Raw genomic sequence first — 25,479 nt, forward strand, 5'->3', positions numbered from 1 at the left:
GTTTCAGTGGGTATTTGCAAATGTTGTGGGCGGGGCTGTGGGCGGGGCTGTGGGCAATGCTGTGAGCGGGGCTGTGTTCGGGGCTGTGGGCGGGGCTGTGGGCTTGACTGTGATCATGGCTGTGAGCGGGGCTGTGGGCGGGGCTGTGGGCGGGGCTGTGGGCGGGGCTGTAATCGGGGCTGTGATCGGGTCTGTGTTCGGGGATGTGATCGCGGTTGTAATCGGGGCTGTAATCGGGGCTGTAATCGGGATTGTCATCGGGGATGTGAGCGGGGTTTTGATCGTGGTCGCGATCCGAGTTTGATCGTGATCGTGATCGTAGTCGTGATCGGAATTGCGATCAGATTAGTGACTGTGTTCGGGGCTGTGTTCGGGGCTGTGTTCGGTGCTGTGATCGGGGCTGTTATGGGATTAGCGCAGTGGTTGGTGCTTAGAAAACAATTTTCCCAGACTGGGTTGTGGATACTGGTAACTGTTGTGTTCGGGGCTGTGTTCGGGGCTGTGGGCGCGGCTGTGGGCGCGGCTGTGGGCGCGGCTGTGAGCGGGGCTGTGAGCGTAGCTGTGGGCGGGGTTGCTATGGGATTAGTCCAGTGGTTGGTGCTCAGAAAACGACTTTCCCAGGCTGGCTGGTGGATACTGGCAAATGTTGTGGGCGTGGCTGTGTTCGGGGCTGTGGGCGTGGCTGTGTACGCTCCTTTGAGCAATGCTGTGAGCGAGGCTGTGGGCGGGGCTGTGTTGGGGGCTGTGTTCGGGGCTATATATGGAGCAATTACCGGAGCTGCCTTGGTTTGGATGCTGCGACAATCCGGCACTGCTGCCATACACAATCAAAAGTAAAAAGGAAGGGCTGATTCTTGTCTCCTTTAGTCAGTTATCATATCAAATCCGGATGATTAGTTATTGTAGTCATTGCGACTGGAACGGAGTGGAAGGAAGCAATCTGAGGGGTGGCGCGAGATTGCTTCCCTTTGGTCGCTGCAGACGACTCCATAGCGGATTCTATATTAGTTATCAGTTTTTGATAACCCATTTATCTCTCATATAATTACTGTAAAGTCATTGCGACTGGAAAGGAGTGTAATATCATGTCCGGTAGAACAGCTCGTAGTAGGGCTTGAGCAAAAAGATAGATATTTCATGGGCTAGAGCAATACTACAAACAAAAACTTCATTATAACTAATTATCCCATAGCGGAGGTACCGCCAGAGGGGGCACATGATATAAGGAAGCAATCTCTAAAATCCTGAGATTGCTTCGCTACCGTCGCAATGACAAGTATTCAAGCGAGTTTTATATATTGGTGGGTAAAGATATCAATATTCAGGTAGGGGCGGGTTCTCCAACAATTAATGATATCAAGCTGAGATGAGATGAACCCGCCCCTTATGCAATGGTGCGTTACGACAGATTGTTAAATGCCTTTCACAGTCATCATTAATAGCTGTCTAACGCACCCTACTGGACCGTTTCAACTGGTTAAGCTCATTAATTTATAGCGGTTTTCACAAAGGTAGACTACAAAACTTCTTCCTTCTTCCTTCTTCCTTCTTCCTTCTTCCTTTAAACCCAAATCTCTGTACTCTATATTAATGAAAACTGCTATAATGCGGAACCCGCCCCTACGCTTTGCAACATTTTAGGTGTGTCACACCACTACAAGACACATATTTAATGGTGCGTTATGACAGATTGTTATATCATGTTCGGTTGAATACTTACTAATTAGGCTCTTCTGTTGGGCTTTAGCCCTAGATAAACATTTAGTGGGCTAAAGCCCAACTACAAACTAATACTTTTTTATCACTGATTATCCGCAATTCGTAGCTCCCCGGAGGGGGCACATAATATTAAATGCCTTTTACAGTAATCATTGTAGCTTTCTAACGCACCCTACTGGACTACCCTGGGAGCAAAAATTCAAGATAGCAGTTATTGTACATTTAACTTGCAAATTATCAAGAGAATAAACCTTGATTGACAGTATTTTTTTAAATATTTATCTAGCAATAAGGATGTTTTGAAAGTAAAAATAACCTTAATTTCTAATCAATTTAATGTAATTTTGTGTTTAAAATTATATATAAAACCTTTATTTGTGTCAATAGTTATATGAGCTTTATTTTAAATTAACAATTGGTAACAGTTGATACTAAAACCCTTGAAAAAATTGTGATATTTTAAAATCAAGGTCGGAAAATAACGACCATTAATGGCTAAAAAAACCATTATATTAGTAATAGCAATTACTCAGTTGAAAGGGGGAAATAACTATGAGTTTAAACCAGGAAAAACATCAATCTCCTCATCATGTTGTCATTGTTGGAGGTGGATTTGCAGGACTAGAAGCTGCCAAGCAGCTTGGGAAAGCACCTGTAAAAGTAACCTTGGTTGACAAAAGAAATTTCCATCTATTTCAGCCATTACTTTATCAGGTAGCTACAGGTAGTCTTTCCCCTGGAGATATTGCTTCTCCTCTTCGCGGTGTAGTTGCCGAACAGAAAAATACCCATGTTATTATGGGAGAAGTCGTGGATGTCGATCCCGAACAGAAAAAACTCATTTTACGCGATCAAGAATTAGATTACGATACATTAGTTCTAGCTACTGGTGTTAGCCATAACTATTTCGGAAATGATTGGTCAGAAAAAGCTCCCGGACTAAAAACAGTAGAAGACGCATTAGAAATGCGTCGGAGAATATTCGCCTCCTTTGAAGCTGCAGAAAAAGAACCAGACTCAGAAAAACGGAAAGCACTTTTAACCTTTGCGATCGTCGGTGCTGGTCCAACAGGTGTTGAATTAGCAGGTGCTTTAGCAGAATTAGCTCACACTAAATTAAAAGAAGAATACCGTTCCATTAATACTACCGAAGCTCAAATTCATCTGATCCAAAGTGGAGAAAGAATTTTACCTTCTTTCAAACCTGCTTTGTCAGAGAAAGCAAGAATAGAACTGGAGAAGTTGGGCGTCACAGTGATGACCAAAACACGGGTGACTAATATCGAAAACGATATAGTTACTGTTCGTTCTGGAGAAACAACAAAAGACATTCCAGCTCATACCATATTGTGGGGAGCAGGAGTGAAAGCATCAGCAGTATCTGAAGCAATATCTAATCGCACAGGTGCTGAATTAGACCGTGCAGGTCGTGTTTTTGTCAATGAAGACCTGACAATACCTGGTTATCCTGACATTTTTGTGATTGGAGACTTAGCTAACTTCTCCCATCAAGGAGACTCCCCAGTACCTGGAGTTGCTCCAGCAGCAATGCAGGAAGGAGTTTATGTCGCGAAGCTAATTAGAAAGCGGTTGAAAGGTCAGACCTTAAAACCATTCCACTATATTGATTATGGTAGTTTGGCTGTTATTGGTCGTCACCAAGCAGTTGTACAGTATAAAGCCATTCGTTTCTCTGGACCTCTAGCTTGGTTTTCTTGGTTATTTATTCATATCTACTATATGATTGAATTTGATAACCAACTAATTGTTATGATTCAGTGGGCATGGAGCTACTTTACTGGTCAAGGTGGCGCTCGCCTAATTACTGAAAAAGCAATAAAAACACCTACATACGAAGAATGCCAAGCTCGCTATACTCCATTAGTGACAAGTGAATCATCTGTTGAAGCTTAATTAACAACTCGATCTAACTAACTGAGCGATCGCTATTCTCCTCATATAGGAAAGTGGCGATCGCTTTTGATATTATTAGATTATTTTTGAGCTATGTACTGAGCATGATTGGAGACTAATAGCATTAGGAATAATGCCAGACTATGTACATTTATTTTTAGAAGTTGACCCAACTTTTGCTCCGTCGGTAATAATTAAGCGCATCAAAGGAAGAGCTTCACATCATTTTATGTTAAACTTTGTCCAATTATTTTAATACTGTTGATAGCCCTTTGGACTCCTAGTTTTTTTTGTGCAACAACAGGAAATGCTTCAATGGAGACTGTCAGGAAGTACATTGAAAGCCAAACCGGAAAGTAACTCCGCTTTATTACCCGCGTGTCGTTATTCATCCAGCCCTTAAAACGAGCTGTCTAATACCAATTTCATCAACTTAGGCTACACTAATTGTCTTACTGAAATGTGAAATAATTTCCTGAAATTACCGTAGCGTAAAAGTTTTAAGTCTACAACATCTTAATGCATGACTTTTGACTTTTGACTTCCGTGAAACGGTATAACTTCCTCCCGTCATTTTTTAGGTTTGCTCAAAATCCTTACTTTTTGAGCTATTGATAGCCAAAAGGTGGCACTTTTAGATCCCACGCACGCGGCAAGTAACTTTATTTATCAATATAAAACTGAACTTTACCTTACCAAAACTGAATAAAACTGAATAAAACTGAATAAAACTTGTGTATATTACTTAGTTATAAATTAATTAAAAATTAATTTATAACTACTAAATAATCTATGTATATCAGGCATAGACTTCATTAGAAGCAGATTTGTTTTTTGGTATATCTAATTTTCTTGTCCCAATTTACCTCAAAAGAGTTCAGTTTTGGCTATGTGAAAAACTCATTACCAAAACTGAACTTTTCTGTATTGTGTGTTCCGAGAATTTGAGTAATAGTCATATTAAGAAGGGAAAGAGAACAATCTCTTTAAACAAAAACAACAAAAACACCCATTATGGAGGATAGAACTATGACGAATAACGAAGTATGGACATGGGATGATATCCGCTTATACGATATGTCGGTTCCAGCCTTGAATGACATCGGCACTAAGAATATTTCAGGGTATTTCAATAATAACTTCCAAGCACAATATTTTTTTGACAGTAACATCCAAGGAAACGACACGATTTTCGCAGGAGCTGATGGCTTTAGTTACCACAGTAAGATTATTGGCTCAGATACTAATGATACTATTGATGGTAATGGTAATCAATTTTCTCTTGGATTTGCTGAAGTCAATAGATATGCCAATTCATATAGGGATCAAGGCATCGAAATAAAAATAACACAATTAAATGATGATATTTCTGGTGGAGGGGGTGATGATGTAATCAGAGGTCATAAAGGAGATGATAGCCTCAAAGGAAATGTTGGCAACGATGAGATCTGGGGCCATGAGGGAAATGACAGTCTAGTTGGTGGTGCGGGCGATGATATATTCTTTGGTGGAGTTGGAAGTGACATTATCAAAGGAGATGATGGTTTAGACACTTCTTTCTACATACACTCTAGCGCTGGCATTACAGTTGATTTAACCAATAAACCAGAGGATAGCTATGTTGAAGTCGCCGACGATGGATTCGGTGGCAAAGATAGGCTATACAGCATTGAGAACATCGTAGGTAGTGACTATGATGATAAGATCGCAGGAGACAATAACCCCAACGTTTTAGCTAGTGCAAAAGGGGACGATCTTCTCACAGGTAATGGAGGTGGAGATACTTTCATCCTCTCGAATGGAAAAAATACAATTACAGACTTCAATCCTTCTGAGGATAAGATTCAGATTGATGTTGAAGCATATTACAATAACAATCAATCTGTAGACTTTGATGCAACTCATTCTGATACTGATAATACCCTTACTATCTCTGTAGCTGGTCAACAGGCTGCGATTCTAGAAAATATCTCTAGTTCTCAAGTGGCAGATGCCTTACAAAAAATTGAGTTTATTGGACAAGAAAACAACACAATTGATTCTGATACTGATAATACCAATATCTCTTTTAAAGCTCAACTGGCTGCGATGCACGAAAATATCTTTTCTTTTGAAGAAAATATCTCTAGTTCTCCAGTGGTAGATACCTTACCAATAATTGAGTTTATTCGAGAAGGAGAAGAAGAAAATACAATTGTCATCGCAAACAACACAATTGTTATCGGTGATGATGACAGTAACACTGGTCTCGGTGCCTCGTCTTCTAGTCAGTATATCTATGGTGGTGGCAGCGCAGATAGTCTCAGAGCTTTGAGTGGTAAGGATGTGTTACTAGGAGGAGATGGTGACGATTTCCTCGGTGGCTCTTACAAAGGTGACATCTTGATTGGTGGTACTGGTGCTGATACCTTTGCTCTCTATAGTTTTGGAGGATGGGGTGCTGGTAACGGCGGACTAGTAAGGAATACTACTCCCGATAGCATCATGGACTTTACTGCTGCTGAAGGGGATAAGATTAATATCTTGAAAAGTCATTTTGCTCCTGAAGGTCTTGGCAGTCTCTCAGATCTTTCCTTTGAAAATAACGAATTGTCCGTGAATGCTACAGTAATTGCTATGCTCCAAAATCAATCTGGCTTTGATCTTAACACTCATGTTGAGCTGTACTAACTAAAACTTTATATTAGTCAGAATTATGAAGCTTGATAGCAGGTGAATCTAGTTGTTAGATTCATCTGCTTTGGAGTGCAGCAATATAGCGCTACGGGCAAAGCAAAAGTCACTTTTTAGTATCTTGGCTGTGATGTGGGAGATGGGAAGTTCTATAAATATTTGACAATAGCGCTCGTGAAGTCAACATTTTTTTATACCTAATTAAGCGCTCTGCTTTGTTGAATAGGCGGGAAGTAGGGGCGGGTTCAGCCAAAAACATTGACAAAAGCACAGAAATTAAATAAACCCGCCCCGAAATTGGTGCAGGTAATACCAATTACCAAAAGTAATGCTATACTTAGGGAATACTTCAATTATTAAGTAATTAATACAGGCCAAACACCTTTTTGCTAATTTGAGGTAATTTAAAGTTAATTATTCTTGTGTTTAATTATGCTGTACAGACGTTGAATGCAACCTCCCTCCCCCTACTCTCCTACTCAAGTAAATATAGAAAAGTTTTTGATAAACGGTATAACAATAATAGGGCGGGTTTAGCTAAATCTTTGATATCAGCAGGATGTTATCCTCAAAACCCGCCCCTACACGCTGGTTAAATCAACCCGCCCCGAAATAGATTTCAGTCACCATGGCGCTATCTATCTATCATAGCTGCGTTAGCGATTCCGTCTAGACATACTGGGCCAGTATTGTCTTAATCTCATTGGTTTTGAGCTTTTTTGCTAGTGCCAACAGCGGTGACACAAATGCTTCATATTCCGCTGCCTTTGCCATTAACCCTTCCAACTCTCGCCGAACTCGACGAAAGTCTCCTGCTTCCGCAGCTTCATACACTGCTCGCAATTGTTCTCGGGGTGGTATTGTTATCCCTACCTCTGCCTCAGAAGTGCTTCCATCAAGCATCTCATCCTCAGCATATTCCCACTCCAACTCTAGCTCCTCCGCTAAAAGCTTGAACAGTTTTTCAGCATTAATGGGTTTGGGCAGGAAGGCATTCGCTCCAGCCTTCAAGGCCATTTCTTGGTCTGGCTTCGACACATAAGCAGAAGAGACAATAATTTTTTGAGGTTGCAGCTTGGGAGACTGCTGTACCTGCCGTAGTAGCTCAAACCCATCCATCACTGGCATAGCTAAATCAGTTATCGCTAAATCAAAAGACTGTTGCTGTAGCTTTTCCAATGCTTGTTGACCATCCTCCGCTTCCACCATTTCAAAGCCAATAGGAGCCAACAAATTTACTAAAACGCTGCGATTTTCCCAACGATCATCTACCAACAACAACCGCCGTCGTCTTCCAGTATAGCCAACAATGGTGTGGTTATGTAGGTTGCTTGGGGGCATCTCCCATTCAGTGGCTAAGGGCACGACGATCTCAAAGCTAAATTGACTGCCTTTACCAACTTCACTTTCTACTTCAATGTCTGACCCCATCAATTGCACAATCTGATGACTAATAGCCAAACCTAACCCTGTGCCTTCCGATTGCTTTCGGCGATCGCCTACTTGCATAAAAGCCTCAAACAGCCGTTTCAGATTTGCTGAGGCAATGCCCACTCCAGTGTCCCTCACCATAAATCCCAAGCAACGACAATCTGAATTGGGGGCAGCAGCAGCCCATACTTGCAAGGTGACAGTCCCGTGGCCAGTAAATTTAATGGCATTGCCTAACAAGTTGAATAATACCTGTCGCAGTCTCTGTTCATCCACTTCCACTCCCTCGGGTAATCCTGATTCTACCTGATAGACAAACTCCAAACCTTTTTGAGCAGCACGGACTCGGCAGGCTTCCACGACCCCCTGTAAACAGGAGGCTAGATGAACTGATTTGGGAATCAGATCAAGCTTGCCAGCTTCAATCTTGGCTAAATCCAAGATGTCATTAATCATGCCCAGCAAATGGTTGCCACATTTGTGCATAATTTGGACTTGCTCTTTTTCTTTTTCAGGTAAAGCTGGGGAGCGTTTCAATATCTGGGCATAGCCGAGAATGCCATTGAGGGGAGTGCGTAATTCGTGACTCATATTGGCAAGGAATTCGCTCTTAGCTTGGTTAGCTACTTCTGCTTTTTCTTTGGCACATCTAAGCTCGACCGTTCGCTCTTCTAGTTCGGCTGTTCGTTCTTGTACTCGTTGTTCCAGCAATTCGATAGACTCCTTAAGTTGGTGAGTCATGGTATTAAAAGTACGAGCCAATTCGCCAATTTCATTGCCGTATGCGATGTCTGCACGAGCGTTTAAATTACCATCGACAACTTGCCTAGCAATCCCTGTCAAACTGCCAATGGGAGAAGAAATAACATTTGCCATGCCAAATCCCACGCCAATTGCTACAATTGTCGTCCCAAAAGCAAGGAGGAGGTTATTTCGGGTTTGAATCTTGATGGGTTGCAGAAAAACAGATTTCGGTCGCAAATAAGCGACCTTCCAAGATATGGTTTGGCTAGGTTGTAGTGCTCCAGCATATTCTATTTTCTTTTCTTCAGAAAGAATAATATCAAAGTAGGGGCGATCGCGATTAAAATTCGCAGCAAATTCATCAAATTTGGTAAGTTTAGTTGCGTTATCGGTAGGGATGGAAGCGGGCAACCGATAAATTGCCTGTAACTCCTGAATAGTTTCGGCTTCTGGAGGAGCGATAAATTGGAAGAGAAGTTTTTCAGGTAGGTTGCCATCATCTCCACATCCTTGTGCCAAGCGTAAATTTCGATCATCCAGCAGAATGGGAAAGGAAAAAGAACCTGCTAAATTATTATTTTCCAAGGCTATATATTGGAGTTTGGCTGCGCTGTACTGACTGCGTAACACTCCGACTACTCTTCCCGTTGTGCGATCGCGGATTGACTGACTGAAATACAAGTAAGGCTTGCCATCAAGTTCAGAAAATTCTACGTTGGATACAAAAGGTTCTCCTGTTGCTAGAGTAACTTGGAAATAGTCGCGCTCTGACTCATCTTGTCCAATCTGAGGAAAGTGGGTATCAAGCAGATTCTGCCCATTGGTATCCAGAAGAGCCGAAGACACTAAAAATATTTTATCTTTGGCAATCAAGGTATTTAGCGTGTTGAGTGCTCCATCTTTCAGGCCAGGAGAAGTGTTTGGTGCAGCTTTTAAATAGGAGGCAAGGGTTTCTTGTTGCGCTTCGGTAACAATTGCCATTAAATTGGCACGGATGAACGCATCAATGGTTGCGACAGTTTGAGAAGCGGCAGCATTGAGGGATTGATTAGCCGATTTCATCAAAGCCGTTTGCGTCGTTTGTTGATTCCACCAAACAAAGCCTGCAAGAGGAGTCAGAGAAATGAAGCAAAATACACCTAACAATTGATAGCGCAAGCTGTAATGCTTGAAGAAGTATTTTAGAGGACGAATATTTCTACGGATAAGTTTCATTGTTTAAATTATAGAAGCCATTTGGTATCTTGGCAAGGGCTACGGGCGCGGGAGAATTCAGAATTCAGGATATCGAATGTGGGAATTGGGAGTTGAGAATTCAGAATTTGAAAATTAGGAGGATGTTTAAGAAGCCATTTGGTATCTTGGCAAGGGGTACAGGTGCGTGAGAATTCAGAATTCAGAATTCAGGAGCAGCTCGAAATAGAATAGGGGAAAAAGATGGAAAAATACTCCCACTCTCCCCACCTCCCCATCTTCCCACACTCCCCTCTCTTCCCACACTCTTCTATATAGTCTCTGCTGCTTGGGTGGCGGCTTGCGCCATGTTGTCCAAAGTAGTTTTAATGCTCTGTTGATTGGTCATTAATTTTCCAAGTTCCACGGGAAAGCGATTGAAACCAAGCTCGATCCAGTTAGGAAGGTGGGGTTCTACTCCCATACGATTTTCAATAGCATCTAGAGTCACATCAAAATACTTGATAACCTGGGGTTGCGCTCCAAACCCAACTCGTAATCGAGGATCGCTATAGGTACTGCGACGAACGCCGTTGGTGTTGCTCAATATTGCCACTCTGGTCATGGTGTCTGCACTTGTGAGCCATTGCAAAAATACCCATGCTGCCTCTTGTTGCTTGCTATAGTGAGATAGTAACAAGCTGCTTCCTCCACAATGGCTGATGCCAGGAACTTCTCCAAAAGCACATTCGCTGGGAGAACGCAGGGCAATTTCTTGGGGGCATGGAACAGTTGCAACTCGTCCTGACACTTGAGACATCGGCGATGCTTCAAACCATGGAAACCACTCTCCCCAAGAGATCAACATAGCTACTCGACCTTGGCGAAAGGCTTCTGCTTCCCCATACCAATCCCAGGTTAATGCTTCAGGAGGAGCATATTGTCGTTGAGCTAGTAAATATTCCATTCCCGCAATTGCCCGCTCGTCGTTAATGGCTGGCGTTCCATCCGCATGATAAAACGACCCGCCATGGGACCACAGCCAAGCGGTCATATTGCAAAGCAAGCTGTTATGCCCTGCCTTCCACTGTCCTGCTGTTCCATAAACTTGAGGGTTTTTGGCTTCGTTAATTACTTGCGCTGTTGCCAAGTAGTCTTTCATTGTTGTCGGTACGGACAACCCCAATTCTTCAAAAATATCTCGGCGGTAGAACATGATAAATATGGGGATGTCATAGGGTATTGCTACCAACTGTCCTTTATAGGAAGCCATATTAGCAACCAAAGACGGAAAAAAATCCTCAAAATTGTAGTTGGGATATTGTAGGTCATTGTTCTCTAGCAACGATTTGGGAGCGACCCCAATATTAGCAAGACGACCGACCCAATCTCGATCGCAATACATGATGTCGTAGATTCCAGTTTCTCTGGCAATGTCTTGCTCGATCCGTCCCAAAACAAGTTTGAGGGGTAATAGCTCCCATTGCACTTTGATTCCCGTTAGGGGAATAAATTCTTTTTGAACTAATTCCCAAGCCACTTGTGCACTGGGTACGTCTTCTGTAATCAATCTTAGAGTAGTGCCGGAAAATGTTTGACCTACATCTTTGAGAAAGTGGTAAGCATCGGTTCCGATGACGCTTGCTGATTCTAAACCGCGAGTCTCTTCAAGAGATAATTTAACAGATGAAGAAGAGGAAAAGCGACTACAGGCTTTGAGTGCATAAGTTGCACTCCATCCCAATGCTGCTGATGTTCCTAAACGCAATACATCTCGTCTTTTCATTGTTATATCATGTCCGGTTAAATAGTTATAAATAATTAGGGAGGAGTCAGGATACAGGAGATAGGAGTCAGGAGTTAGTAGAAAATAATCGATCGGGATACAAAAGTTTTTTCATCAGGACTTACGCAGTACAACCTATTTTCGTCATTGCGACCGACAGGGAAGCAATCTCAAATCTTAGTTTTTCGTACCTCATGCGTAAGTCCTGTTCATCACTAATTATCCGTCTACAGATACTGGGTCAGTATTGTCTAAATCTCCTTAGTTTTGAGCTTTTTTGTACGATCCTTAAATCTAGCTTTGATAATCTGAAATTTTTAACTAAAACAATATAATAATATCATGTCCAGATAATCAGTGATAAAAAAATTTTTGTTTGTAGTTGGGCTTTAGCCCCAATACACATATTTCATGGGCTAAAGCCCAACTACAAGCTCTAATTATAACTATTAGAAATCTCCAAAAATAAAAAATAAAATCAATTCTTATCGATAAATTATCAATTACTCCCCTCCTGGGAGGGGTTAGGGGTGGGTTCCCTGTTCCCTGTTCCCTGTTCTCTGTTCCCTGTTCCCTCTTTTCTGGAGATGTCTATTCAACCGGACATAATATTATTTATAATGACTCCAAATTTGCAATTGATATCTCATCCGAGCCATTAATTCAATTATATCAATAGGTTTACCCACATAATCACTACCACCTACAGAAAACGCTTTCACTTTATCCCAGGCTTCATCCAGAGCACTCACGAAAATCACCGGGATAAGTTTGGTCTTGGCATCTGCCTTCAGTTTTTGACAAACATCGTAGCCATTTATATCTGGCATATTAATATCTAGCAAAATCAGATCCGGCAATACCATCTCAGCAATTCTTAATGCCTCCGAGCCACTATCTGCTTGCCAGACTTCATAGCCTTCTTCTTCTAATAAATCAGTCAAGAGGGCTAAATTTTTAAGTTCATCATCCACCATCAGAATCTGCTTTGACTCTGAGGCAACAGTCTGGTCAGGAGTTACCTGACCTTGCTCCTCAACTCCAATAATTTTCTCTTGTATCTGGCGAATTTGCAGTTGATGCTCAATACGAACGATCGCTTCTAATGTATTGAAGGGTTTAGTGATGTAGTCACTCCCACCCACAGAAAAAGCTTTGACTTGCTCCCAAGACCCATCTAAGGCACTGATAAAAATAATCGGAATGGCTGTAGTTCCTCTATCCGCTTTAAGGTTTTGACAGACGGTATAACCATCCATATCTGGCATATTAATATCGAGCAGAATTAAATCTGGTAGTATCTTCCTTGCCATTTCCAAAGCTTCTACACCACTGGTAGCTTGCCAGACTTCATACTCATCCTCTTCCAGGATGTCGGTTAGTAGAGCTACATTATTGGGCTGATCGTCCACTACAAGAATGCTGGCCATTCTAGAACGCTCATCCTTCATTTCTTGACCTTCATGGGTAGTAGCTACAGGGAGAACAACTTCAGGGAGAATAACTTCAGCAGTGACTTGTTGTCGATCTAGCTGTGAGATTGCTGTTTCTTTAGCCAAGCTCTCAAACTGCGGTGAAGACTCTAAGGATTCACGCTCAAGCTGCCATTGCAATATTTTCCGAAGATTACCTTTTGTGACCTTTTGACCAATAACTTTCGACAATAATCTCCACAGTTGAGCAGCCATCACTTTGATATACCCGCTAGAGTAGCCTATTTCTGCCGCCACCTGGCCATAGGTCTTCATTTTCGTACTAAAGTTTAAGGCTTCCGTCAAAATAAGACGTTGTGCTTCACTCAATACTGAGCCTGTATAGCCTTTAACTAAATTATCTGCAAAATCAAGTAATGTTTTCTGGTCTGACATTGAAAAAGATTTGGACGGCAAATTAAATAGCTCTTTCTGTTTATCATATTTTTGGACAAATAGGCAAAACTAATTTTGTTATAATGTCTACTCACAAAAGTGAGTCTGTTATTGGCTCTAGATAGTTTGTCGATATAGAAAAGAAGAAAGAGCTGACAAATTAAATTCTAATAAAAAAAAGGCACTTAATTCAAAGTTCCAATGGTTCTACTTCCCAAATGCTTAATAATATTATGTCTGGATAAGAGCGCGATAGAACTCCGTTCCGCTTACGCGACCAAAAAACTTTCTCCTTTTTATACTTTCTTTCTCCTCTCTTCCCCTCCTGGGTGGGGTTAGGGGTGGGTTGACTCCTGACTCCTGACTCCTCCCTACTTATTTATAACTATTCAACCGGACATGATATAACAGCGGTTCGCAACTCTCGACAACCTTCAGCGAGACCGCGACAACTCTCCGCCAGTTGCCAATATACCACAGGATATTAGGAAAGTCGCGATCGCTTTTGATATCATCAGTATTTATACCAATTCACTATACTTTTAAACCATTCAAATCTGACTTTTAACTTCTGGTGTCGTTGGGTAAGTCTTGGAATTTACACACGCAGTACAAAGTATTTTTGTCATTGCGACGGACAGGGTTTGCGGAGCAGTTCGGAACGGATAGCAATCTCAAATCCTACTTTTTCCTGCCTCATGTGTAAGTCCTGATGAATTTTTAATTTCAACTCCTCGACTCGATAGCAGGTGAATCTAGCTGTTAGATTCATCTGCTTTTTTTTGTAGTTATACTGTGTTGGTGCATAATTAGAGCGATCGCTCCTTTCTATAGCGTTACACATTAAGGTTAGGATATTTATAAATCCTGAAACCCTTTGACAGTATACTATTCCCTAGTGCTACGCGCTATACAGATGGATTGTCCCTTATTGTATTTGTGGGACATCTACGCTAAAATGCTGAACAGCCACTTCTATCGGAAATTTATTTGTTGATTTTTTCAACCACTGAATAAAACTGAATTTTCCTGAATAAAACTCTACAATATTTGTTGTATATCTACGCCAAAAAACTTAGTCATCAATACCTATACAAAATTAATTGAATATCAATTTTTAGTTACTAAAAAATATGTATATCTCAAGTCTAGACTTGATTATAAGCAGATTTATTTTTTTGCCAATCTAAGTTTATTGTCCCAATTTACCTCAAAAAAGTTCAGTTTTGGTAAGGTGAAAAACTCATTACCAAAACTGAACTTTTCCGTATTGTGTTTTCTGAAAATTTTAGCGATAGTGATATCAACAATGGAAAGAGAACAATCTCTTCAAACAAAAACAACAAAAACACCCATTACGGAGGATAGAACTATGGCGGATAAGGTAGTAATGACATGGGATGAAGCTTTCGGCCCCGGCACTTTTTTTGATTCATCGGCTCCGGACTTGACTGATATGGGCACTAAAAATATTTCAGGGTCTTTCAATAATGACTTCCAACCAGAGGAGGGGGATCGGAGCGCAAATTCGAGGTTGTATTACCACAGTAAGATTATTGGCTCAGATACTAATGATACTATTGATGGTAATGGTGATATGAATGCTACTGCCTTTCCTATCATCGATCAATATGCTAATTTATTTAGTGATGATCCTAATGGCTTCGAAATAAAAATAACACAAGCAAATGATGATATTTCTGGGGGAGGGGGTGATGATGTAATCAGAGGTCATCAAGGAGATGATACCCTCAAAGGGAATGCTGGCAACGATGAGATCTGGGGCAATGAGGGAAATGACAATCTAGTTGGTGGTGCGGACAGTGATGTTCTCCGTGGTGGTTTGGGAACTGATACCCTACGTGGTAATGCAGGTCAAGATTTACTCTACACTGGTCTTTTGACTGGAACAGAGAGTGACGACTTGTATGGAGGAGCAGATCCAGACACCTTCTTCTTAGGTGAGGTTCCACAACCACAAGAACCAGAAGACCCGGGCAAAGCTAAATTTACTGGTATTGATTGGCTAAACCTCGGTTTGAGTATAGCTGGAGATGTTAGTGACTTAGCTTTTCAATATTTCGGTTGGAGCAAACTGGTTAAAGAAGTCGTCCCAATGGTATTCGATATAGGCAAAAGCATTGTAGGAGGGATAGAAAATCCTGATGCAATTCCTACAGTGCCACTACCTAAGACTGGAACTTATGCAACTATCAAAGACTTTAATCCCCGAGAAGACGTTGTTTTTATTCCCCTAGCTCCTACAGGAAAGGCAAATGTTTTTATCTCAGAGGACACCAACACTACCAGTACATTAAGCTTTAAGTATAACAGTGAAGATGGCGACAAGACCTTTGCAACTCTTGAGTTAGCGACTCCATCAGATATCTTTGGACAAGGAACGAACTCAATCAGCAGGGCTGGTCAGACCTCTATTAGAGAGACTTTGATAGATAATGCCTTAATTATTGATTCTAACGGTGCAACCCAGGGACTTTACAATGGAACAACTTTACCTATCGAAAGTCAATATCTGGAAAACTTGGGAAGCAATAGATTCCTTGTTCTAGGTGCTTACTCGGGTCTAGAAATAGAAGGTAAGGGTGGTGTAGACTACCAATACGGAACCAACTTCGGCGATGTAATTTCTGGGTACAACCTCGATCCAAATGATGACATACAATCTGACCCAGCCTCAGTAGATAACGATCAGTTGAGAGGATTTAATGGTGATGATATATTCTTTGGTGGAGCTGGACATGACATTATTAAAGGAGATGATGGTTTAGACACTTCTTCCTACATACACTCTACCGCTGGCATTACAGTTGATTTAACTAACATTAAAGAACTGACGACTGGTGAAGATTATGCTGAAGTCGAAAACGATGGATTCGGTGGCAAAGATAAGCTATACAGCATTGAGAACATTATCGGTAGTAACCATGATGACAATATCGCAGGAGATGGTAACGCTAATGTCTTCAACGGTGGTCCAGGAACTGATATTTTAAGAGGTCGTGGAGGTGCTGATACCTTTTGGGTTGGTGAAGGTGATATTATCAAGGATTTTGCTGCGGAAGATCAGCTAATAATTCCTGAAGAGCTTTCCAACAATCTGTCTTTTGACTATTCAAATAACAATCTCACGTTATTAAATTCCAATGGGAATGTGGATACAACTGTTGCGGTTTTGGAAAATATCGCCCGTAATGAAGTTGTCAGTATTGTCGATAATTTTCAGTATCAGACTTCTGGACCATCAGGGATAAGCAGCCTCAAGACAGGAGGACCGGGAGTGAAAATTATTGGTACTCCCAATAATGACACTCTCAATGGTACAAAGTATAACGATGATATTAAGGGTCGTAATGGAAATGATATTTTAACGGGTGGTGCAGGTAACGATTTCATGTATGGCCAAATAGGAAATGACACTCTGAATGGTGGAACTAAGGGTGATTCCCTCTTTGGTGGGCAGGGCAATGACCTTCTAAATGGTGACGGAGGCAACGACACCCTGTTGGGTCAAGCAGGAGATGACCTTCTAAATGGTGGTGGAGGCGACGACTCCCTTAAAGGTGGGAATGGAGCTGATACTTTTATCTTATCTGAAGGACAAGACATTATTGCTGACTTTGATAGCACTGAAGGAGACATAATTAGAATTGACAAGGATGCTCACGGGATACCTAGTCTCGATGCCCTCAGATATGACATAAATACTAATACACTGAGTAAGTTTGGTCTAGTTACAAGCACACGTCAGGTGGGTAACATCAATGTACCTATAACTATTCCTGGGTACGAACCAATTCTAACTTTGGAAAACCGTCCTGGCTTTGAAATTAACGACACTAATATTTCACTGGTTTAGGTTGGTGAATAAGGCTGATTGAGCTTTCATATCAACTCATTAGACCTCTCCGGAAAAGCTATTCCTTACCCATAACTCCTCAAAAGCTTGTGAGGAGAGGGGGATAAGGGAGCAGGGGAGAAAGGAGCAGGGGAGAAAGGAGAAAGAATCATACTAGCTAAATAAAACTACTGAAGCAAGCGAAAAAAAAGTGTGTTTTCATACATTTTTTTCCAAAAAAAGTTGATTTTTTCAACCACTGAATAAAACTGAATTTTCCTGAATAAAACTCTACAATATTTGTCGTATATCTACGCCAAAATACTTACTCATAAATTAATTCAAAAATCTATTTTAAGTTACAAAAAAATCTCTGTATATCAAGCCTAGAATTGATTAGAAGCAGATTTATTTTTTAGTAAACCTAATTTTCTTGCCCCAATTTACCTCAAAAAAGTTCAGTTTTGGTAAGGTGAAAAACTCATTACCAAAACTGAACTTTTAGGTATTGTGTTTTCCGGAAATTTCAGCGATAGTGATATTAACAAAGGAAAGAGAACAATATTTTCCGGATCACAAAACAAATTAAGGAGATAAGAGTAATGAAATTCAACTTGTTTAAACCAAAAACATGGTTTAAAAAGAAAAATTCAAATCCAATTGGCGATCTGGCTGAAGATTTAGTCCTATCAGTACCAGGAGTGTCAGACGGTTTGGGTGAGGCGACAGGTACTGATGTTGGTGGGGCATTACGGCCGAGACCAGATGCTCCCCAGACGTTAACGAAAGGATTTAATCAAGCCTATGAGTATTCATCCGGTCAAACTACAGATAATGCTTTTCAACTGTATGCACCAGCCGGTTCACCCACTAATACCGATCAGTTCCAAGTATACACTTATTACAAGACAGTCGAAGGAACAAATTCTGCTGATACCATTTATGGAAATACTGACTTAAAAAATAGTAACGGTGGAATAATTTTTGATGCTATTGCCGAAACGATAAATGCCAAGGGAGGTAATGATACAGTTTATGGCCGGGAAGGTAACGATAGAATCAATGGTGAAGCAGGAGATGATAACCTATTTGGTGGACCTGGTTTTGATACCATTATAGGTGGTCAGGGAAGTGATTTTATGTCCACAGGTACGATCTCCAGCTCGGCTGAAGGTGAAGACGTAGGAAAAAGGGAAGTGCTAACAGGAGGTCCTGGTGCTGATACCTTCTTCTGGGGTGAAAGACCAGGAGATGCACCTCTAGAGAGTGATAACGTTAATGTTGGTAATGGCGTTAACTGGGGAAGGTTGGCTCTGAGTTTAGCTGGAGATATTAGTGACTTAGGATTCACAAGATTCCTGCCCGGTCAAAAAATCGCTAAAGAAATTATGCCGATGATATTTGATGTGACCAAAGCATTTACAGGGGCATCTAGTCAACCAGAGCCACTCACAGGAGGAAGTTTTGCTAAAATTACTGACTTTGATCCTAGAGAAGATGTTCTGTTAATTCCTACAGATAAAACTAAAGAACTAATCTTCTCAAAAGATACAACCAGTGATAGTGATATAACTATCAAATATCAAGATGGTAATGGACTGAATTTGCTAGGCACTATTGCACTTACCAGTGATTTTTCAGATACCCAAGCTGTCAATAGTGTGATTAACAGTCTCCAGCAAAATAGTCTCACTATTGATTCAAATAAAGTATCTCAAGGAGATACAAACAGCTCTCAGACAATTTTCCAAACAGGAACAGGTGCTACTCAGATCGCTGCATCCGCCAAAGAAGATTTAGGCAATACCAGATTTAAGGTGATAGGTGCTTTTTCTGGACTTGAGCAGACTGGTAGCAACTCATCAGAGTATATGTATGGTACTAAGTACGGTGATGTGCTAGCTGGATACCAACTTGATAATGAAGGAGGAACCAGCTTTTCACCTCAGACAGCAGGCAATGATGAATTCCGTGGGTATGGCGGTGATGATTTCTTTTACGGCGGTGCAGGAAGTAATAAATTCTTTGGAGGAGAAGGCTCAGATACGGTATTATACGTCCATTCTCAGGCAGGGATTAATGCCAACTTAAACTTAGCAAATAACAAAGTTTATGCTGAAGTAAGTAATGGGTTTGGTGGTACAGATCAGCTATATAGTATTGAAAATATTGTTGGTAGCGATTACACAGATACGATTGTAGGAAACAATGCTCCTAACGTCTTAGCTAGTGCCAAAGGAAACGATGAGATGAGAGGTAATGGTGGTGCTGATACTTTTGTCTTCAGTACCGGGGATACAGATATTGACAAGATGGGAGTGGCCAGTGCCCCTGATTTCGGAACAAAAACTATTAAAGACTTCAATCCTGCTGAGGATAAGATTCAGATTGATGTTAAAGCATATTACGACCATTACAAATCTGTAGACTTTGATGCGACTCATTCTGATACTAATAATACCCTTACTATCTCTATTGCTGGTCAAGAGGCTGCTATTCTAGAAAATATCTCTAATTCTCAAGTTGCAGATGCCTTACAAAAAATTGAGTTTATTGGAGAAGAAAACACTTCCGGTAGAGAAAATACTGTTGACATTCTCATTGGAAACAATAACAATAACCATATCTTTGGTGTTGGTGGTCAAGATTATGTTTATGGTAGCGCTGGTAATGATACTCTTCTAGGTGGACGCGGTGATGATGTGATGCTAGGAGGAGATGGTAACGATCTTCTGCGGGGCTTTGAACAAAATGATATTTTAATTGGTGGTCGTGGTGCTGATAGATTTCAGTTCCAGGGTTATGATACAAATGGTTTTGATACGATTCTTGACTTCACTGCTAGTGAAGGGGATAAAATTCAGATCAAGAAAAATGATTATGGTATTAGCAGTCACAATGATTTGAGCTTGAATTCAGATGGTGAATTGTTAGCAAATAATACCAGAGTAATTGCCGTTCTAGAAAATGCAGTTGGCTTTAATATTAACAACAGTGTACAGTTGGTGTAATTAGGGTTTTTTAATTTCAGTTCCTGAAGTTGATAGCATATGAATCTAACAACTAGATTCATATGCTTTTGAGTGCAGCAATATAGCGTTACGGGCAAAGCAAAAGTCACTTTTTAGTATCTTGGCCGTGATGTGTGATATCATGTCCGCTTGATTGGACATAAAAAAAATCTCAAATCGTCATAATTACTCAATCTTTGTAATTCTCTCCCCTCCTGATATCAAATCCGCTTGAATACTTATTGTATAGTTGGGGGAGTAGGGGAGTAGGGGAGATAGGGTGATGGGGAGATTGAATAATGAACATATACTATATAACCGGATTCTATATGAATCCAGACTCCTGACTCCTGACTTCTGACTCAATCAAGACTGAAGCAATCTATAACTGTTTAAGCGAATTTGATATGAAATGGTTATTTCTATGCGGCTTCACTGAATTCAGAAGTTAAATTTGATCCACTAAAAACTTTGACAATACAATACAGCGCTTTTCAGATTGATAAACCACATCGTCATAACCAAAACCCTGTAGGGGCGAATGGTCATTCGCCCCTACTGTGGTCTATTGAAATGAAAACCGCTGTAATTTATTTGTTGATTTTTTGAGCCACTGAATAAAACTGAATTTTCCTAAATAAAACTCTACAATATTTGTCGTATATCTACACCAAAATACTTACTCATAAATTAATTCAAAAATATATTTTTAGTTGCCAAATAATCTGTGTATATCAGGTCTAGACTTGATTAGAAGCAGATTTATTTTTGGGTAAACCTAATTTTATTGTCCCAATTTACCTCAAAAAAGTTCAGTTTTGGTAAGGTGAAAAACTCATTACCAAAACTGAACTTTTAGGTATTGTCATTTCCGGAAATTTCAGTGATAGTGATATTAACAATGGAAAGAGAACAATATTTTCCGGATCACAAAACAAATTAATTTGAAGGAGAAAAAAAATGGCAGAAACTGTCTTTAATGAACAAGTATCTGGAGTTTTTGTTGGACTAGGTCGCTTCGCACTCCGAATTATCGAGGAATCAAACCCCTACACTATGCCAAACTGGCAGGTAAACTTTGGAAATAACGAGAATCGCTACGATGCTGGTAATTCCCATTACATAAAACATGAAACCAGGCAGGAGAGGAAAGAGCTAGGCTTGAACTATAGAAACGTTCATGTGAAGGAATATCTCTCTTACTCTACTATTAATGGCAACGATGCTGATAACAACATTACTGGCGCACAGCCACAGAGCTATACTTGGTATCATGGTATTAACAATACTAAGAGTTCTAGCAGGCACTGGAATGGTTGGTTCGACGAAGAAATTAATGGAGGAAAAGGAAACGACGTTATTAGTGGCTTGAATGGGCATGATACTCTCAGAGGTGAGGAGGGTAATGATGTACTTCATGCTGGAGAGGGACATGACAGTCTTGACGGAGGAATCGGCAATGATGCACTTCATGGTGGAAAAGGAAGTGACAGTCTTGACGGAGGAATTGGCAGTGACTTATTATATACAGGCCCACTAGGTAATGGCGAAAGCGATATACTCAAAGGTGGTGCAAATGCTGATACCTTCTTTTTAGGAGATGCTAGGACGCCGCAAGAGCCCGAGGTCACTACAGGAAAAGGTTTTGACTGGGGAAAGCTAGGTTTAAGTATAGCTGGAGACGTTAGTGACTTATTATTCACAGCTGTTCCATTCTTGACGCCTCTGAAAAAGACCAAAGAAATCGTGCCAATGCTGTTTGATGTAGCCAAAGCCACTTCAAATAACGTTACAGCCCCAGTTGAAAAAGGCAAAAATGATCTTGAAACGGGTTCTGCCACCATTACAGACTTCAACCCTACCGAGGATGTCATATTTATTCCTCTACCATCGGATGGTGATATCTACATTGATAAAAATAACACTGATGACAATCTCTTCAAGGTTTTTCACGATACAAACCAAACTGATGTCATTGCAACTGTTCAACTATCTGATGACTTTGGTACTCTTGAAGGTAATGATTCAAACAACACAATGAAATCAAGCTTTTTTAATATTCTTGAAAGCAACGCATTAATTCTTGATTCTAGTGGTGCCAAAAATTTCAAAGGTGATACACAACTGGCTATTGCAGCTCAAGATATCGAAGACCTAGGAACAAACAAATTTCTGGTTCTGGGAGCCTATTCCGGATTAGATATCAGGGGTAGCAATAATGCTGACTATTTCTACGGGACACAATTTGGTGATGTTATCTATGGGTATGAAAAGCGAGACGGAGTAGATACATCTGGTGATGATGTGATGTATGGATTTGGGGGCGACGATCAGTTTTTTGGTGGAAGTGGTAAGGACCGTATTTATGGTGGTGATGGTTCGGATTCAGCAAACTATATGGACTCTACATCAGGTATCACCATTAACTTACAGAATGGGGTGGCCAATGATGGCTTCGGGACCACAGACACGTTAAACAGCATTGAGAACATCATTGGTAGCGATCATGATGACAGTATCACAGGAGATGGTAAGCCTAACATCTTGATCAGTGCAAAAGGGAACGATACTCTGACTGGTAATGGTGGTATTGATACTTTCGTCCTCTCTCATGGAACAAATACAATTACAGACTTCAATGCTGCGGATAAGATTCAGATAGATATTAAAGAATATCAAAACCATTACAACTTTACAGGCTTAAACTCCACTCATTCTGCGACTAATAATACTCTTACTATTTCTCTTGGTAGTCAGGATGTTGCCATTCTAGAAAATATCTCTAGTTCTCAAGTGGCAGATGCCTTACAAAAAATTGAGTTTATTACTTCAGACGAAGATTATCGTTATAGCGAAACAAATGGTCCTGATATTCTCATCGGAGACAATAGAAGTCAAACACTAGCAGGTCATGGTAACAATGATTACATTGATGGCGGTGCAAGCAACGATACGCTCTTAGGTGGACACGGCCGTGACGTGATGCTAGGAGGAGATGGTAACGATCTTATGCGCGGCCTTGGAAGCGATGATATTATGATTGGTGGTCCTGGTGCTGATACCTTTGCTTTCTGGGCAGGAGGTATAGATAGTACGGACAAGATTCTTGACTTCACTGCTAGTGAAGGGGATAAGATTTGGATCGGAAAAAATGATTATGGTATTAGCAGTCTCAATGATTTGAGCTTCAATTCAAATGGTGAATTGTTAGGAAATAACAGAGTAATTGCCGTTCTAGAAAATGCAACTGGCTTTAATATTAACAACAGTGTAGAGTTGATCTGATGTAATTAGAATTTTTATGATTTCAACTCCTCAACTTGATAGCAGGTGAATCTAGGTTAGATTCATCTGCTTTTGAGTGCACCAATATAGCGCTATGGGCAAAGCAAAAGTCACTTTTTAGTATCTTGGGCGTGATGTGTAAAATGGCCATTTCTATGCGGCTTCACTGAATTCAGAAGTTAAATTTGATCGACCAAAAACTTTGACAATACAATAATTTATTTGTTGATTTTTTCAACCACTGAATAAAACTGAACTTTTCTGAATAAAATTCTATGATATTTGTCGTATATCTACGCCAAGATACTGAGTAATAAAGTTAATTTAACATCTACTAAAAATAGATAATTTCCACTCCTAGCATGGATTATGACTGCACCTATCCATTGTTATAGTCTCAAGATTACTAGACAAATTATCCACAGAAAAGTTCAGTTTTATTCAGGTGGGAAACTCATTACCAAAACTGAACTTTTAGGTATTGTCATTTCCGAAAATTTCAGCGATAGTAGTATCAACAACGGAAAGAGAACACCTCTTCCTCAACAAAGCAAACAAATAATAGGAGAAACTAATCATGACTACATGGAATGATACTAACAGAAAAAATTATTATCATCCTTTTAAAATGAAAAATGGTAACGACCGGAAAAAAATCAACAAAAGAGATGCAGATACAATCAATGGCATGGGTTACGATGATGACCTCACTGGTAGCGGCAAAAATAACACCATCGATGGTGGTTGGGGCAACGACACAATGAGAGGCGCAGGAGGTAATGACACTATACATGGTAGGGATGGTTGGGATGATATCTACGGTGGTAGTGGCAATGATTGGATGGACGGCGACAACCGTGGTGATGATATGTTTGGCGGTAGTGGCAATGATACCATGTACGGTGGTGATTATGGCGATCAAATGATTGGTGGTAGTGGCAATGATTGGATCTACGGCCAAAATGACAATGATTTTCTAGTTGGTGATTCTGGTAACGATTATATCGACGGTGGTAATGGCAATGATACTCTAACTGGTGGATATTACGCCTATGATGCAATACATGGTGGTATTTATACTCCCAAACGAGGTGTCATTGCGACCTATAGCTTTAGTGGTACTGATGCTCCAGAAAGTTTCATTGGTGGTAGTGGTAGCGATACCCTTACTGGTGGTGGTGGTGCAGACACCTTTAATTTGCTGACTAACCCAAGTGCAACACCAATGATCACAGACTTTACTCTAGGTATAGATAAGTTGGACCTCTATGAGCTAGTAGAAGAACAGACTGCCCAAGTTTCAATCACCGGCGGCTTCGGTAAGCAATTGGTTCAAAATGATATTTATGCCGATCCAAACCTTGTGGAACTTCGGATAAATGATGCAGGACACACATCAGTAATGTATGGAAACACTGAGATTGCCTCACTTACGAATCAAGGTTTGTATACAGGACAACTTAATGGACAAAATTACATATTCAACTCCAATGAATCTCCTGTCATGCCTGTTAGCGACTTATTTTAAGGTATTGACAGAAGTTTTGGAGGCGCGTGAGGTACAAAGTTCGATCGCTTTAGTCAATAGAGAAGCAGGTCCGGAGAATTAGTGATAAAAAAAGTTTTTGTTTGTAGTAGGGCTTTAGCCCCATCTATAGTTAGGGCTAGAGCTTTACTACGAGCTTCTAATTATAACTATTCAACCGGACATGATATTACGCATGAGGTAGGAAAAACTAGGGTTTGAGATTGCTTAAGAGTCGGTCGCAATGACGAAAATACCTTGTATTGGGTAAGTCCTAAGATATAGAAAGATTCGGCAATGGCGCTCGGATAGAACATTGCTGAAAATGTGAGAATTTTGAGCAGACAAGAGCAGAAAAATTCAGGGACAAATATCCGACTACATCCTCTGTAATTCCCATTTATCCTGTTTCCTTCCCTTACTCATAAGACTTTTTCAGCAAGTCCTAGATAATAGTTTTGACTCTAGCTAAATGCCGATCGTCTATTCTACTT

At 40.6% G+C, this 25,479-nt stretch carries 14 protein-coding genes and 1 pseudogene; 11 read left to right on the forward strand and 4 right to left on the reverse strand.

Features of this window, described 5'->3' with window-relative positions; all coding sequences use genetic code 11:
- The 6 genes and pseudogenes from ACP6PM_RS08870 to ACP6PM_RS08895 all read left to right on the forward strand — a co-directional run.
- A pseudogene (locus tag ACP6PM_RS08870) lies at nucleotides 1-304 on the forward strand (hypothetical protein); the annotation flags it as partial.
- Complete coding sequence (locus tag ACP6PM_RS08875) at nucleotides 301-837, forward strand: hypothetical protein (RefSeq protein ID WP_426583757.1); 537 nt, start codon at nucleotides 301-303, stop codon at nucleotides 835-837. The pseudogene ACP6PM_RS08870 and the gene ACP6PM_RS08875, both read left to right, overlap by 4 nt.
- 1,434 nt (nucleotides 838-2,271) lie before the next feature.
- Entirely contained in the window at nucleotides 2,272-3,633 is a 1,362-nt protein-coding gene (locus tag ACP6PM_RS08880; protein ID WP_426583759.1) for an NAD(P)/FAD-dependent oxidoreductase, read from the forward strand.
- An 82-nt stretch (nucleotides 3,634-3,715) separates the two neighbouring features.
- Nucleotides 3,716-3,889 (forward strand): transposase, encoded by a 174-nt coding sequence (locus tag ACP6PM_RS08885; RefSeq protein WP_426583899.1) that lies wholly within the window; start codon nucleotides 3,716-3,718, stop codon nucleotides 3,887-3,889.
- Between the two features lie 5 nt (nucleotides 3,890-3,894).
- A complete protein-coding gene (locus tag ACP6PM_RS08890) occupies nucleotides 3,895-3,993 on the forward strand; it encodes a transposase (RefSeq protein WP_426583760.1) in 99 nt (32 codons plus the stop codon).
- A gap of 669 nt (nucleotides 3,994-4,662) precedes the next feature.
- Nucleotides 4,663-6,303, forward strand: coding sequence for a calcium-binding protein (locus ACP6PM_RS08895; protein ID WP_426583762.1), 1,641 nt, complete (start codon nucleotides 4,663-4,665; stop codon nucleotides 6,301-6,303).
- A gap of 672 nt (nucleotides 6,304-6,975) precedes the next feature.
- On the opposite strand, the gene ACP6PM_RS08900 is transcribed toward ACP6PM_RS08895, so the two are convergent.
- The 4 genes from ACP6PM_RS08900 to ACP6PM_RS08915 all read right to left on the reverse strand — a co-directional run bounded on the left by ACP6PM_RS08900 (nucleotide 6,976) and on the right by ACP6PM_RS08915 (nucleotide 14,152).
- Nucleotides 6,976-9,696, reverse strand: a complete 2,721-nt coding sequence (locus tag ACP6PM_RS08900; protein ID WP_426583764.1) for an ATP-binding protein — start codon at nucleotides 9,694-9,696, stop codon at nucleotides 6,976-6,978.
- 289 nt (nucleotides 9,697-9,985) lie between these two features.
- A complete protein-coding gene (locus tag ACP6PM_RS08905; protein WP_426583766.1) occupies nucleotides 9,986-11,440 on the reverse strand; it encodes an ABC transporter substrate-binding protein in 1,455 nt (484 codons plus the stop codon).
- A gap of 611 nt (nucleotides 11,441-12,051) precedes the next feature.
- Nucleotides 12,052-13,308 (reverse strand): response regulator, encoded by a 1,257-nt coding sequence (locus tag ACP6PM_RS08910; RefSeq protein ID WP_426583768.1) that lies wholly within the window; start codon nucleotides 13,306-13,308, stop codon nucleotides 12,052-12,054.
- Nucleotides 13,309-13,933: 625 nt separating this feature from the next.
- Nucleotides 13,934-14,152, reverse strand: coding sequence for a hypothetical protein (locus tag ACP6PM_RS08915; RefSeq protein WP_426583770.1), 219 nt, complete (start codon nucleotides 14,150-14,152; stop codon nucleotides 13,934-13,936).
- Between the two features lie 465 nt (nucleotides 14,153-14,617).
- Between ACP6PM_RS08915 and ACP6PM_RS08920 the strand changes: the two genes are divergently transcribed.
- The 5 genes from ACP6PM_RS08920 to ACP6PM_RS08940 all read left to right on the forward strand — a co-directional run bounded on the left by ACP6PM_RS08920 (nucleotide 14,618) and on the right by ACP6PM_RS08940 (nucleotide 24,988).
- Nucleotides 14,618-17,185, forward strand: a complete 2,568-nt coding sequence (locus ACP6PM_RS08920) for a calcium-binding protein (protein WP_426583772.1) — start codon at nucleotides 14,618-14,620, stop codon at nucleotides 17,183-17,185.
- A gap of 581 nt (nucleotides 17,186-17,766) precedes the next feature.
- Nucleotides 17,767-20,175: a calcium-binding protein gene (locus ACP6PM_RS08925; RefSeq protein ID WP_426583774.1), complete on the forward strand. Its 2,409-nt coding sequence runs from the start codon at nucleotides 17,767-17,769 to the stop codon at nucleotides 20,173-20,175.
- A 960-nt stretch (nucleotides 20,176-21,135) separates the two neighbouring features.
- Nucleotides 21,136-23,460 carry a calcium-binding protein gene (locus ACP6PM_RS08930; protein ID WP_426583775.1) on the forward strand — a complete coding sequence of 775 codons (2,325 nt, stop codon included), beginning with the start codon at nucleotides 21,136-21,138 and terminating at the stop codon, nucleotides 23,458-23,460.
- A 369-nt stretch (nucleotides 23,461-23,829) separates the two neighbouring features.
- A complete protein-coding gene (locus tag ACP6PM_RS08935; protein ID WP_426583777.1) occupies nucleotides 23,830-24,054 on the forward strand; it encodes a hypothetical protein in 225 nt (74 codons plus the stop codon).
- Nucleotides 24,038-24,988: a calcium-binding protein gene (locus ACP6PM_RS08940; protein ID WP_426583779.1), complete on the forward strand. Its 951-nt coding sequence runs from the start codon at nucleotides 24,038-24,040 to the stop codon at nucleotides 24,986-24,988. The genes ACP6PM_RS08935 and ACP6PM_RS08940 overlap by 17 nt, the downstream gene beginning before the upstream one ends.
- The last annotated feature ends 491 nt before the right edge of the window (nucleotides 24,989-25,479 follow it).

This window comes from Dapis brunnea BLCC-M229, from assembly GCF_050015995.1.
GTDB lineage: Bacteria > Cyanobacteriota > Cyanobacteriia > Cyanobacteriales > Microcoleaceae > Trichodesmium.

What these genes read in the sequence shown, in the direction of transcription:
- ACP6PM_RS08880 (WP_426583759.1), top strand. Translation starts at nt 2,272, where the DNA reads ATGAGTTTAAACCAGGAAAAACATCAATCTCCTCATCATGTTGTCATT.
- ACP6PM_RS08895 (WP_426583762.1), top strand. Translation starts at nt 4,663, where the DNA reads ATGACGAATAACGAAGTATGGACATGGGATGATATCCGCTTATACGAT.
- ACP6PM_RS08900 (WP_426583764.1), bottom strand. Translation starts at nt 9,696, where the DNA reads ATGAAACTTATCCGTAGAAATATTCGTCCTCTAAAATACTTCTTCAAG.
- ACP6PM_RS08905 (WP_426583766.1), bottom strand. Translation starts at nt 11,440, where the DNA reads ATGAAAAGACGAGATGTATTGCGTTTAGGAACATCAGCAGCATTGGGA.
- ACP6PM_RS08910 (WP_426583768.1), bottom strand. Translation starts at nt 13,308, where the DNA reads ATGTCAGACCAGAAAACATTACTTGATTTTGCAGATAATTTAGTTAAA.
- ACP6PM_RS08915 (WP_426583770.1), bottom strand. Translation starts at nt 14,152, where the DNA reads ATGTGTAACGCTATAGAAAGGAGCGATCGCTCTAATTATGCACCAACA.
- ACP6PM_RS08920 (WP_426583772.1), top strand. Translation starts at nt 14,618, where the DNA reads ATGGAAAGAGAACAATCTCTTCAAACAAAAACAACAAAAACACCCATT.
- ACP6PM_RS08925 (WP_426583774.1), top strand. Translation starts at nt 17,767, where the DNA reads ATGAAATTCAACTTGTTTAAACCAAAAACATGGTTTAAAAAGAAAAAT.
- ACP6PM_RS08930 (WP_426583775.1), top strand. Translation starts at nt 21,136, where the DNA reads ATGGCAGAAACTGTCTTTAATGAACAAGTATCTGGAGTTTTTGTTGGA.
- ACP6PM_RS08935 (WP_426583777.1), top strand. Translation starts at nt 23,830, where the DNA reads ATGACTGCACCTATCCATTGTTATAGTCTCAAGATTACTAGACAAATT.
- ACP6PM_RS08940 (WP_426583779.1), top strand. Translation starts at nt 24,038, where the DNA reads ATGACTACATGGAATGATACTAACAGAAAAAATTATTATCATCCTTTT.